The 13036-nt window shown below is 60.7% G+C and carries 10 protein-coding genes; 6 read left to right on the top strand and 4 right to left on the bottom strand.

Translation table 11 applies throughout. The features are described from left to right. Window positions 1-163: 163 nt before the first annotated feature. Window positions 164-853, top strand: coding sequence for a VOC family protein (locus U5G49_RS13455; protein WP_028732774.1), 690 nt, complete (start codon window positions 164-166; stop codon window positions 851-853). A 145-nt stretch (window positions 854-998) separates the two neighbouring features. On the opposite strand, the gene U5G49_RS13460 is transcribed toward U5G49_RS13455, so the two are convergent. Continuing rightward, window positions 999-1883, bottom strand: coding sequence for a LysR family transcriptional regulator (locus tag U5G49_RS13460; RefSeq protein WP_018242721.1), 885 nt, complete (start codon window positions 1881-1883; stop codon window positions 999-1001). A 123-nt stretch (window positions 1884-2006) separates the two neighbouring features. Between U5G49_RS13460 and ampC the strand changes: the two genes are divergently transcribed. After that, entirely contained in the window at window positions 2007-3164 is a 1158-nt protein-coding gene (gene ampC / locus U5G49_RS13465) for a class C beta-lactamase (protein ID WP_193445672.1), read from the top strand. Window positions 3165-3287: 123 nt separating this feature from the next. Here ampC and U5G49_RS13470 read toward each other — a convergent pair whose 3' ends face one another. Continuing rightward, complete coding sequence (locus tag U5G49_RS13470) at window positions 3288-4064, bottom strand: DUF1194 domain-containing protein (RefSeq protein WP_018242723.1); 777 nt, start codon at window positions 4062-4064, stop codon at window positions 3288-3290. A 113-nt stretch (window positions 4065-4177) separates the two neighbouring features. Continuing rightward, entirely contained in the window at window positions 4178-5080 is a 903-nt protein-coding gene (locus U5G49_RS13475) for a LysR family transcriptional regulator (protein ID WP_193445671.1), read from the bottom strand. A 193-nt stretch (window positions 5081-5273) separates the two neighbouring features. On the opposite strand from U5G49_RS13475, the gene U5G49_RS13480 reads away from it, so the two are divergent. Together U5G49_RS13480 and U5G49_RS13485 are read left to right on the top strand one after the other, a co-directional pair. Then, window positions 5274-5999 carry an SDR family NAD(P)-dependent oxidoreductase gene (locus U5G49_RS13480; RefSeq protein ID WP_193445670.1) on the top strand — a complete coding sequence of 242 codons (726 nt, stop codon included), beginning with the start codon at window positions 5274-5276 and terminating at the stop codon, window positions 5997-5999. Further along, window positions 5993-6481 carry a RidA family protein gene (locus U5G49_RS13485; protein ID WP_018446341.1) on the top strand — a complete coding sequence of 163 codons (489 nt, stop codon included), beginning with the start codon at window positions 5993-5995 and terminating at the stop codon, window positions 6479-6481. The genes U5G49_RS13480 and U5G49_RS13485 overlap by 7 nt, the downstream gene beginning before the upstream one ends. Before the next feature lie 102 nt (window positions 6482-6583). On the opposite strand, the gene U5G49_RS13490 is transcribed toward U5G49_RS13485, so the two are convergent. Continuing rightward, the gene (locus U5G49_RS13490; RefSeq protein ID WP_018242727.1) at window positions 6584-7123 is read right to left on the bottom strand and encodes a Pycsar system effector family protein; all 540 of its coding nucleotides are present in this window, start codon (window positions 7121-7123) and stop codon (window positions 6584-6586) included. Window positions 7124-7251: 128 nt separating this feature from the next. On the opposite strand from U5G49_RS13490, the gene U5G49_RS13495 reads away from it, so the two are divergent. Further along, window positions 7252-11028, top strand: coding sequence for a FecR domain-containing protein (locus U5G49_RS13495; protein ID WP_193445669.1), 3777 nt, complete (start codon window positions 7252-7254; stop codon window positions 11026-11028). Next, entirely contained in the window at window positions 11028-13001 is a 1974-nt protein-coding gene (locus U5G49_RS13500) for a CHASE2 domain-containing protein (RefSeq protein WP_193445668.1), read from the top strand. The genes U5G49_RS13495 and U5G49_RS13500 overlap by 1 nt, the downstream gene beginning before the upstream one ends. The last annotated feature ends 35 nt before the right edge of the window (window positions 13002-13036 follow it).

Below are 13036 nucleotides of genomic sequence, written 5' to 3' on the forward strand. Positions count from 1 at the left end.
ACGAACAGAAGACGGCGGGAACAGTCCCGCCGCTTCGATACAACTCCGCTACACGGCCAAATCAGACAGAATAATTGATTCGACGGCCTCACCGCACTGTGGTCCACTGGCCACTGACATGTATCGCCATTCTTAACGCATCCAAAACCCCAAGGAGCTGAAGATGAGCAATGCAATGCGCAGTGAAACCCCCATTGAGACCCCGAGAACACAGCCCGTCGACACCAAGCTCGAGGTGGTCGTGATCCCCGTTTCCGACGTCGATCGCGCCAAACGCTTTTACGACGGCCTGGGCTGGCGGCTCGACGCCGACTTCGCCAATGATGCCGATTTCCGTGTAATCCAGTTTACCCCGCCCGGCTCCGGCTGCGCGATCATCTTCGGCAAGAACGTCACCGCCGCGGCCCCCGGTTCCGCCCAGGGGCTCTACCTGATCGTCTCCGACATCGAGGCCGCTCGCCGCGATCTCATCGCCCGCGGCATCGAGGTCAGCGAAGTGTTCCATGACGCTGCCGGCGTCTATGCCGGCAAGGACGAACCCTATCTGTTCGGCCGCCTGCGGATCGCCGGCCGCGATCCCGATCATCGCAGCTATCGCTCCTTCGCCTCATTCAAGGATCCCGACGGCAACGGCTGGCTGTTCCAGGAAGTCACCACGCGGCTGCCGGGGCGCATCGACGCCGACGAGACGAAATTCACGACGTCGACCGAGCTTGCGTCAGCACTCCGCCGTGCGGCAACTGCCCATGGTGAACACGAGAAGCGAAACGGCGGCAAGCACGACGAAGGCTGGCCGGACTGGTACGCCGAATACATGGTCAGCGAACAGGCCGGCAAGCAGCTGCCCTTATAGGCAAAGGCGGCAACATCCTCTGAGAAGCAAGGGCATTTCGGTATGGCGCGCGCCATACCGAAATGTTTTATCGTGTCTATGCCTCACCAAATTCACTGATCTCCTTGCCGACGTCAGGTCGAGGATCGCGATCCGCCAGAAGCTGTCATTGAGATGCGGAAGAGATCTGCGACGTTATCCAATCGGAAAATGCGAGCATGGCTGCCGTTGGCGGCCTTGATTGAAGTCGAGTCAGCCAATAACTGCCCAATGATATGGTCGTGGGAAAAGGTTGTAATATAGCCCCTGATGACAGATGCCTGGAAAACATCGACGGCGGCGCCAGAGCAATTCCCAATCCTTGCATGGCCGCCTCCATCATGGCGAGGGAAGAGTCAAAAACGATCCCTGCGTTGACCTGTGCCGCAGGCGGAACATCAGCTGCCGCGAACCAGGTACTCCACTCGTCCGCCCTATAGCTCCGCAAAAGCGTCGCTTCGGCAAGATCTGCGGGCGAGCTTAAACGGTCTGCCAGTCTGGGGGTGCACAGAGGCGAAAGCGGAGCGTCGAACAGACGCAGTGCTTCTGTGCCGTGCCAGGAGCCGCTGCCGAAGCGAATGGCAAAATGCAGCCCCTCAGCGGCCATATCGACGCGATTATTGTTTGTCGAAATGCGCACGTCAATGAATGGATGCTGCTGTTGAAAATCCGGAAGCCTTGGCAATAACCAGCCGACAGCAAAGGTTCCAACCACGCCCAAAAACAGCAATTCCCGAACTTGCCCGGCTTCAATCCTGTCCAGCGTGATTGCCATTTGATCGAAGGAATTGGTCAACGTCGGCAAAAGAGCTTCACCTTCCGCGGTGATTTTCAAACCCTTTGGGAGGCGCTGGAAAAGCGCAACGCCCAATCGCTTCTCCAGGCTTTTGACCTGCTGGCTTACGGCGGCCTGAGTAACGCAAAGTTCGATTGCGGCGCGGGTGAAGCTGAGATGTCTCGCCGAAGCTTCGAAGGCTCTCAAGCCATTCAAAGGGAGGAATTGCCGAACCATCTTAGCCCTAGATTTTCTTGTATCTCCTCCGAGATATCATCGTTTGCTGCCGCAAAACAGTGCCATTAAATGCCGTCCTCATGCGCCTTTGCGCTGATTGAGCTGCGTATGGAGGATGAAAAAATGAAGCTTTATTGGATAGGAATTCTATCAGCCGCCCTGGTCGCGACATGCATTTCCTCAAATGGCTTTGCGGCTGACGAGATGAAACTGCAAGCCATCTCGGACAACGCGATCAAACCGATCATGGATAAATACGGCATCCCGGGCATGGCAGTTGCCATTACCGTTGACGGAGAGGACCACATCTACAACTACGGCGTCGTGTCGAAGGACACCAACAAGCCCGTCACTGCGGCCACCATGTTCGAACTCGGGTCAATCAGCAAAACGTTTACAGTGACCCTCACATCCTACGCTGAGGTGACCGGCCGACTTTCGCTGTCGGACAAGGCAAGCAAATATCTTCCATCGATGAAGGGAAGCCCCTTCGGCGATGTCGCGCTGATGAATTTGGGCACGCACACGGCTGGCGGATTTCCGCTGCAAATTCCTGATGACGTCAAAACCGAAAAACAACTAATGGACTATTTTGAAGCCTGGCGTCCTTCATACGAGGCTGGAACCCATCGAACTTACGCCAATCCAAGCATCGGGATGCTTGGCTATATAACGGCGAAAAGCATGCAGCGGGATTTCGCGGCGCTTATGCAGGACGAATTGTTTCCCTCTCTCGGGTTGAAGAGCACATATATCAATGTGCCGAAATCGCGGGTGGCGGACTATGCCCAAGGCTACAAGCGAAGCGGTGAACCGGCTAGAATGACACCCGCCATTCTTTCGTCCGAAGCCTATGGAGTGAAATCCACAGCAAGCGACATGATCCGGTTCATCGACGCGAACATGGGCCTCGTCGACCTGGACGAAAAGCTCCGGCAGGCGATCACGAATACGCATAGGGAATACTTCGATGTCGGCGCAATGACCCAAGACCTTATTTGGGAGCAGTATTCTTATCCCGCGAAGCTGACGACGTTGATGGAAAACAATTCCAGCGCGATGCTGAAAAGCATTCCCGTCAAGCAACTGAAGCCCGCAATGGAACCGCGCGACGATGTATGGATCAATAAGACCGGCTCAACGAATGGTTTCGGCGCCTATGTCGCGTTCATCCCGAAAGAGCGAGTTGGCATCGTCATCTTGGCCAATAAAAACTATCCCAACGAGGATCGAGTCTCTGCCGCTTACCAAATACTGACGGATATAACTTCGGCGCGCTGACCCGGTAGAGCATGATGCCGAAAAGTGTGCGCGGTTTTCGGACGACATCATGCTCTAACTATGTAATTCAGGACAGGATTGAGATTTCAGGCCGACCCGGCCTAAAATCATCCTGTTCTGGCATCAGCGGTCGAAGATGTCCCGCCACTGCTTCTCACCGATCAGGCAGTCAGTGCCCGCCTCAGCGCCAGCGATCTTCTGCACCGTCGCCGGCCGGGAAAGGTCGCTGATCTCCAGCACCAGCTTGCGGCGCACGGCAACGGCGAAATCCTCGATCTTGCGGACCGGCAGCACGAAGGCGCCGGGGCCGCCGATCACGCAATCCGCATAATATTTGTCGAGCCCGTTCGGCGCATCGGAGGGCCGCAGCATGATGGCCAGGCCGTTGATGATCATGCCTGCTTCCACCGCCTTGTCGCGGGCGGGGGTGACGGGATCGCCTGAGTTGTTCGGCCCGTCGCCGGAGACATCGATCACCTGTCGCCTGGACTGAAAGGGACTGGAAACGATCATGCTGGCGCCCTGGGCGATCGCGGTGGAGATCGATGTGCGCCGTTGCGTGGCAATCGGTCGGGCTTCGAGCTTGTCGGCAAACGCGATCGCATCCTCTTCCGTCTCGATCACCTGCCAATCGATCACGGAATCCTGGACGACATAGCCTGCCCATTCGAAATAGCCGATGGCAATGCGGCCGGTCAGCCCGCCCTTCACCGCGTCGATGAATTCCTTGTGCTTGAGCGCCTCGACATAGCCCTCGCGCTGGATGCCGATCTCCTCGAAATCCATCGACCGCGAGGTGTCGACAGCGAGCACCAGCGTCACGTCGACCTCGCTTCCCCCCGCCTGCGCGGCCGGGGTAATGCCTGTAAGCCCCATAAGCACCGCAAGTGTCGTCAGCATTGGTAGTCCAATCCCTGCGCCATCCAAGCCAGCAAACTCTAACACAGCTTGGCCGACGCAGGACGCTCGCCCACGCGCACGGCTTCAATTTTCGGTGATGGATCGGAAGGCCTTCAATGCAAGGGAAGCCACAAGGGGTTCTTCCATGCCTTCAGCGCATCGAGAAAGACCTGCAACCGGGAAGGCAGGAAGCGGCGGGTGGGATAGACGGCGTGCACGAAAATTTCCTCGGACGACCAGTCCGGCAGCAGGCGGATGAGTTCGCCACTTCTGATCTGTTCGTCGCAATAGGTCGAAGGCAGCAGGCCGATGCCGTGTCCGCGATAGGTGAAGGCGCTCACCGCATCGAAATCCCGGCTCGATACCGGCCCCGACACATGCAGGCGAACCGTTTTGCGCCCGTTCACGAGATCCCATTCCGCTTCGCCGTTGCGGCCGTTCAAGAGAATGCACTGATGGTCCTTCAGGTCTTCGGGCTTCAAGGGAAGCACCCTGCTCTTCAGATAGTCGGGCGCAGCGACCAGATAGCGCACGCTCTTCCCGAGCCGCTGCGCGACGATGGTCGAATCCTTGAGTTCGCCGAAACGGATGCCGAGGTCGATGTTCTCCGCGATCAGATCGAGGAACAGGTTGGTGACGAAGAGATCGACCTGGATCTTCGGATATGCCTTCAGGAAGGCCGAGACGAATTCGTAAAAGACCTCCTGTCCGAAGATGACAGGCACGGAGATCTTCAGCAAACCCTCCGGTTTTCTCTGTGTCTCGGTGAGTACCTGCTCGGCGTCGAGGAGATGGGCGAGCGGTTCGCTGCACCTGTTGTAATAGGCCCGGCCCTGGGCGGTCAGGCTCAGTTTGCGGGTCGTCCGCTGCAGCAGCGTCACGCCGAGCTGCTCCTCCAGCGACGTCACCTTCCGGCTGACCGTCGATACCGGCATGCCGAGGGAATGGGCAGCACGGCTGAAGCTGCCGTACTGCGCCACCTTCACGAAGACTGCGATATCGTTCAGATCAGCCATCGCGATATTTTTGCATGGATGCAAAAGAGAATCCAGATATTTCCATCTAATCGGGTAATGGAGTTTTCGCCATATTCACCTTGCGAAAACAAGACAACCCGATGGAGGCGCATTCGCAGCAGCCCCATCTCGAGCGACCCGGCCTTCGCAAATGCAAGGCCCGCGTTGCCCGAACCAGTTTATGGAGATCAGCATGACTACGAAAAAAACAGTCATCGTCACGGGCGCCTCGCAGGGTATCGGAGCCGGCCTCGTTAACGCCTTCATCGAGCGCGGCTATAATGTGGTCGCCACCTCGCGCCAGGTCAGCACTTCGAACGCTTTCCAAGCCTCCGACAAGCTGGCGCTCGTCGACGGTGACATTGGCGATGCCGAAACCGCAGCGCTGGTGGCAAGGACCGCAATCGACCGGTTCGGCTCGATCGACGGCCTCGTCAACAATGCCGGCATTTTCCTGGCCAAGCCGTTCGTCGATTTCACCATGGACGACTTCAAAAAATTGTCCTCGACCAATCTCGAGGGCTTCATCCACCTGACCCAACTGGTCGTCAGGCAGATGCTCACACAGAAAACGGGCGGCAGCGTCGTCAGCATCACCACGCCATTGACCGATCATCCGATCGCCGGTTTCTCCGCTTCGGTGTCGATGATGACAAAGGGCGGTATCAACGCCATCTCCAAGAACCTGGCGATGGAATATGCGAACCAAGGAATTCGCTTCAATATTGTAGCTCCCGGTGTGGTGGACACGCCGCTGCACAAGGATAATCCGAAGGGTTTCCTGAAGACGTTGTCGCCGATGGCAGGCATATCGAACGTCGAGGAGATCGCCGACGCAGTCGTCTTCCTCACCGAAGCGCCGCGCGTAACCGGGGAGGTGCTGCACGTCGACGGCGGCGCACATCTGGGCAGATGGTAGACCATGCGAAAGCGCAGGCAGCCGGCGCGGAACGGCGGCTGCAGGAACTCGGCATCACGCTTCCCCCGCCACCGACACCCTTTGGGGCCTATGTCGAAGCGATAAGGACCGGTAACCTGGTCTTCTTCAGCGGGATGCTGCCGGTCGTCGGCCATGAGCCGCGCTATATCGGCCGCGTCGGCGGTGCTCTGACGGCCGAAGACGGCAAGAAGGCGGCCGAAACGGCAACGCTGAGCGCGCTCGCAGCAGCAAGGGACTTTCTCGGTTCACTGGACAGGGTCGTCAGGGTCGTCAAGCTGGGCGTCTATATCGCGACCGAAGGCGATTTCCGCGACCATCCGAAGGTTGCGGACGGAGCATCCGAAATGCTGCTTGCGGTCTTCGGCGGGGAAAAACTCTCAGGCCGCGTCGTGCTCGGCGTCGCCAGCCTGCCCCTCGGCCTGCCGATCGAACTTGAACTCATCCTCGAAGTCGAGGATTGAAAGTAGCCGGGCACGTTTCTGCGTGCCCGGCGAAAGCATGCCTCACCCTTCGAGGCCCCTCCGGGCCACCTCAGGGCGAGGCTCTCTTGAGCCATGTTGCGCTCACACCGCCACCAACAGCAGCACGTAAGCGATCACACTCACCATCAGCCCGCGGAACGCGAAGGTGACGCAACGATATTTGCTGCGGGCGATGGCGGAGAGGATGTTGGCGTTTTCGAGATACTGGTCGAAGAGATAGCGTTCGTCGCGCCGCAGTGCTGCCTCGAAGAACAGGTCGCGGTGGTTCTGCCAGGCGCCCCAAAACAGCGAGGTCGAGCTGTCCAAACGGCGCGGCAACACGACGAGGATCGCCGACAGGATGGAAAAGACCGAGGCTGCAGCAAGCAGGCCCGAGAACAGCATGCTCCCCGGCGCCCCGCTCGCGTAGCGTGCCGGGCTGAAGACTGCCCTCACCTCGCTCGAACTCACCAGGAAGGCTAACATGAAAGTAAAGATATAGGCCGCCTTCTGGTCAGATATCTTGACTTGGTCGTAGAATATGTCGTTGATTTTCTTGATATGGTCGAAATACTCGGAACTGATATCGCCGCTCGACGGGGCGCTCAGCATAAGATCAGTTGCATTTTCGAAATCGCTCACCTGAATACTCCATCTACAAAGTGTTTCCCTGATATTACACTGCACAGCGAATTCAAGAACACGTGTGCAATGCGCTTGACTTTTCTTTTCTACATGGACAAAGGGGATGTGGGAGTTGGGGTTGGGTCATGCTGGGTCGCTGGAAAAACATCTGTCGCGCCGGGGTGGCGCTTGCGCTCGTCTTGCTAGGCTTTTCGCCGCCGGCGGCGGCCGACCCCGTTCAGCGTGCAACACCGGTTGCCGGATCCGTCATTGCCCGCAAGACCGGAGAGGAGGTCCGCTTCATCGACGTGTCGAACTGGCGTGTCGTCGACATCAATCAGGATCTCCTGACTGGCGACGTGCTGCGCACCAATGCCAACGGCCAGCTCGCCATCGTCTTTTCCGATCACACCCAGGTCCGTCTCGGCCGCAATTCCTCGCTGCAGGTCAAGAAGATGGCCGCGAGTGGCGACACGACGCTGGAGCTGCAATCGGGAACGATCTGGGCGCGCGCCGAGCGCGGCGGCCAGGGCCTGACGGTAGAAACGCCGGCGGCCGCAGCCGCCATCCGCGGCACCGACTGGACGATGACCGTCGAGGGCGCCAAGACCTCGATGATCGTGCTCGAAGGCCGCGTCGCGCTCACCAACCCGCAGGGCAGCATCGAGGTGAACGAGGGGGAAGGAGCGGTCGCCACGATCGGCCAGGCGCCGCGCAAGCTCGTCATCGTCACACCCGACGATCGCGAGCAGATGCTGTTCTACCTGAACCTGCGTGACGGCTTCGGCCTGATGCCGACCTCGCCGCTGCCGGCAGGCCACATGGCCGACGAGCGCCGCCGGCTGCTGGCTTTGCCGCCGGAGCGTCGCACCACCGAGGACTGGCTGGAGCTTGCCGAAGTCCAGAGCGCCTTCGATGGCCGGCAGGTTGCAGCCGCCACGCTTCAGGAAGTTCGGGGCCGTAAGCTGACGACCGCCCAGAAGGCCCGCGTCGACCTGATCGATGCCACGATCGCCGGCTCCGAAAAACGCTACGACGAAGCCGCAAGGCTATTTGCGGCAGCACTGCCGCATCTCGACGCCAACCGCCGGAACATGGCGCAATATGGCGGCTATTTCGCCCGTTCGCTTGCCGATCCCGCCCATGTCGAAAAGCCGCCGTCATCAGCTGTCGGCCCCTATGGCGCGATCATGCAGGCCTACACCGCCGGCTTTCTGCAAAACCCGCGCGCCGCTGTCGATGTGATCAGGGACGCGGAGAAGCGTTTTCCCGACGATCCCACCCTGCCCGCGATCCGCGCCCAGCTGGCGCAGCTGATCGATGACCGCGCCCAGATGCAGGAGGCGGTGAACCGCGCCCTCTCGCTCGATCCGAACCATCCGATCGCCCTTGCCGCGCGCGCGTCTTACAAGGCGAGCTACGAAAGCGACATCGACGGCGCCCTGGCCGATCTGAACCGCGCCATCGAGCTTGCGCCCGGTGCATCAGGATCGTTGAACTCGATGGGCCTGCTGCAAAGCGCCCGCGACGCCAATGGCGAGGCCGAGGCGGCCTTCCTGAAGGCGATCGCGCTCGATCCGCAGGACCCGGTTCCCCACGGCAATCTTGCCATTCTCTATCTCGACCAGTCCAGGATGAAGGATGCCAAGCGCGAGATCGATGCGGCGCTCGCGGTCGATCCGTCCTACGACATTGCTCTCCTCGCCCGCGGCCGCTACTACCTGCAGACCGGCGAACGCGACAAGGCGCTGGCGGACCTGCTGGCCGCCAGCACCGCCAATCCGGCCCATTCGCAGTCACAGTTGATGCTCGCCGCCGCCCATTACGAAAAGGGTGACCGCATCCCCTCCGCACAGGCGGTCGACAATGCTGACAGGCTCGACAAGAACGATCCCGTCATCTCCTCCTTCCGCACCGCCGTCGACATCGACGACTACGACGCCGACGGCGCGATCCGCAACGCCCAGGAATTTCTCCGCCGCTCCAGGGCGCGCGGCGGCGACTACAGCGCGCTCGGCGCCAACCAGGATGCCGGCTCGACGCTGAACAACGCCTTCCGCCTGCAGGGCCTAGACGCGTGGGGCCGTTATTATGGCGATGCCGTCTTCAGTCCCTTCGAAGGCAGCGGCTATACCGACCAGTCGATCAAGGGCAGCATCTTCCCCTTCAATAATGCGACCGATTTCGGCGACGACAACATCAGCCAGTATCGCGTCAACACGTCGAGCTTCTCCTCGCTGTTCCAGGGACTGCTGCTCGATCCGCACATGCTGTCGGGCCGTTCGCGCTCGGCAACGCTTCTGCGCACCCCCTTCATCGAAGGTTCACTCGGCGGCGGCATCAACAGCGTCGATGGCCATACTAGGCGCATCGGTGAGGCCGAGATCCAGGGCTTCTCTAACGAGACCATCCCGCTCAGCTTCTACGGCAACCTGAACTGGGAGGAGATCGCCCGCGATGGCGACTATACGGATTTCGGCGGCTTCTCCACCGAGAACAAGATCCTGAGCGGCAACGGTTATCTCACAGCGACGATCACCCCTGATGATCGTGTCGTCGCCTATTTCAACGGCGCCAAACGCGATTTCGACCTCGATACCTTGAGCAGCAATTCCCAGCTGTCGACCATTTTGAACGACGGGCTGTTCATTCCCTTGCTCGGCTTCCCTCTGGCACCCGACGAATTGCCGCTTTATCAGACCCGGCGCGACATCATTACGGCGACCAATGCCGGCATCGGTTGGAGCCACACATTTGGCTACGAAAACGTGCTGAATGCAGCGCTGCTCTATTCCGGCACGCGAACGAAGACCACCGACGAACTGGCGTTCGATTGGGAGACTGTGCCGTTCCTTGGCGGTCCCGGCACCGATATCCGCCCTTTCGCGCAGATCAGCCAGGACCAGAGCTCGAAGACCTATGTCGCAGCCCTCAATCACGACATTGGGGCGGGACCGCTGACCTTCCGCTACGGCATCGAGGGCGGCTGGATCGATGCCCACAACAGCAGCTTCCTGCACATCGAGGATATCGTTCCGGGCTTCCTCGACGGCACGACGCTTGGCCCCACGGAGGCCGACAATCGCGTCGATATCGCCCGCGCCTATGTCGACGTGCTGCACGAGATCGCGCCTGATCTGAAGGGCGAATATGCGCTGTTCGGCACGCGCATGTCAGGCGACGGCGTCGATGTCAGCCGGCTGGAGCCGCGCTTCGGCCTTGCCTGGTCGCCCGTTCAGAACCACTGGCTGCGCGCCGCCTTCATGCGTCAGAGCGTCGATACCGGCGTTCCCACCCTCGCCCCGATCGGCATCCTCGGCCTGCAGCCGAACCAGTTCTCGGTCGGTATCGAAGGTTATAGCGATACGGTCGCGCTGCAATGGGATGCCGAGTGGACTGATCGTTTTTTCACCTCGGTCGAATACCAGCACCAGGAATTGCATGATTTCTCGATCGACTTTCCGCTGATCTCGCTTCCGGCGGCCGACAGCCTGCCGCTGTCGCGCGGCAGCGTCGACCGCGCCGCCGTGACTGCCAACGTCGCGCTCGGCTATGGTTTCGGCCTTTCCGCCACTTATGCCTACATGGAATCGGAGAACAAGGACCCGCTGGAGCCGAACTACGGCGGCTCGCTGCCGTTCATTCCCCGCAACTCTGGCCAGATCGCGCTGACCTGGGTCAATGAGGCCAAGGTCAAGGCGACTGTGGCGGCCAATTATGTCGGCGAGCGCGATGGTGACGACCTCGGCACGAAACTCGACGACTATTGGAGTCTCGATGCCCACCTGATCTGGGAACCCCTGGACAAACGCATCGCGCTGGAAGCGGCCGCCTATAACCTGCTCGATGAGGATTTCGAGCTCACGCCCGGCGTGCCCGGCTGGGGCCGCGCCTTCAAGGGCACGCTCAAAGTCCGCTTCTGATGCCGGTGCGAGGCAAGCCTCGGCCGGCCGGCGGGCAAGCTGAAAGCCGTCATCTCAGGCTGCTGGTGCTGGCGCTCGCCACCCTCGTCACCATCTCGCTGCTGTCGCGCCTGCCGGCATGGTCGTTGCTGGAACTCAGAAGCTTCGACTATCTCTCGACCGTCGACGATCCACGCCCACCGCAAGGCGGGCCTGTCATCGTCGCGATCGACGAACCTTCGCTTGCCGATATCAATGCGCAATGGCCCTGGCCGCGCAGCCTGCATGCCGAACTCATCAGGCAGTTACGCGCGGCCGGCGCCCGTGTCATCGGCCTCGACATCATCATGGCCGAACCCTCGAACCCCGACAACGACGATGCGATCACCAAGGCCGTCGGCCCCGATGTCGTGCTCGCCGGCGACGAAACACTAATCGAGACGCCACAGGCTTCGCAGCTGATCCGCGCGACGCCGCTGCCGCAACTGACCGAAGCGGGTGCTGTGACCGGCATTGCCTCGATCGATCTCAGCGGCGACGGCACGTTCCGGCGTATTCCCGGCTATAAGGACGGCTTCGCCGCTATGCTGGCAAAGGCGTCCGGAGGTCCGGCCGAGGTGTTGTCGGCCGGCCGACTCATCCAATCCTTCGGCCCGGCCCGCAGCTATCCCACCGTCTCCTACTACCAGGCGCTAGACCCTGAGAACCTGCTGCCACCGGATTATTTCAAGGGCCGCGTGGTGCTGGTCGGCCTCAGCCTGCAGAATGCGCCTGCCATCGACAAGGGTGGCGTCGATGCCTTTGCCACGCCCTATACCGTTCACACCGGCAAGCTGGTCTCCGGTGTCGAGATCCAGGCGACGATCTACGACAATATCCGTCGTGGCCTGTCGATCGCGGAAGCCCGCCTGCCGCTGGTCGCCGCCTGCATCCTGATCACCGTGCTGCTTGCCGCCGCCACCGTCTGGCGCTCGACGGGATGGTTGACGATCGTCGCCAGCGCCGCGGCAGTGCTTGCCTTCGCAGCGGCGAGTTTTGCGGGTATCCGCTTTGCCCATGTCTTCGTCTCGCCACTCGGGCCAGTCGTTGCCTATGTCTCGGTCGCCTTCGGCCAGGCCGCCTTCGATTATGCCGAGGAGCGCCGCAACAAGCGGCAGATCATCCGCGCCTTCGCCCAATATATCTCGCCCGATCTGGTCCGGCGCCTGTCGAACGATCCCTCGCAGTTGAAGCTTGGCGGCGAGCGGCGCACGCTCTCCGTGCTGTTTTCGGATGTGCGTGGGTTCACAACCATCGCCGAGACGCTGAAGGACGATCCGGAGCAACTGACCGGCCTGATCAACCGGCTGCTGACGCCGCTTTCCGACGTCGTGATGGATCATGGCGGCACGATCGACAAATATATGGGCGACTGCATCATGGCCTTCTGGAACGCCCCGCTCGACGATCCCGACCATGCGCTCCACGCGGTCACCGCCTCGCTCGCCATGCAGGCGGCGATATCGAGCCTGAACCGTGAGCTGGAACGGGAGGCGGCGGCGCGCCGCGGCAAGCCGCACGTGCTGAAGATGGGAGTCGGCATCAACACCGGCGAATGCATCGTCGGCAACATGGGCTCGACCCGCCGCTTCGACTATTCCTGCCTCGGCGACAGCGTCAACCTCGCCTCCCGCCTCGAAGGCGCCTCGAAGAATTATGGCGTAGCACTGCTGCTCGGCGAGGAGACCGCAAGGCTGGTCGCCGGCACCTACACCGTCGTCGAGCTCGATCGCATCATCGTCAAAGGCCGCACTGTCCCCTCGCCCGTCTATACCGTCGTGCACAAGGCCGAGGCCGAAGCCCTTGCTGCCCATCGGGCCTTCACGCAAGCGAAATACGCCGGCACCCTTGCGCCATCCGACTCCGCCTTCGACAGGCTGGCCGCCGATATCCCCGAGCTTGCCCCCTATTACGCGATCGTCCGCGATGCGCTGGCTGAATCCGGCGAGGAATGACCGGCGACGACGTCTCGTCACGCCTGATAATTGCG

Source organism: Rhizobium indigoferae (assembly GCF_034554815.1).
Lineage (GTDB): Bacteria > Pseudomonadota > Alphaproteobacteria > Rhizobiales > Rhizobiaceae > Rhizobium > Rhizobium leguminosarum.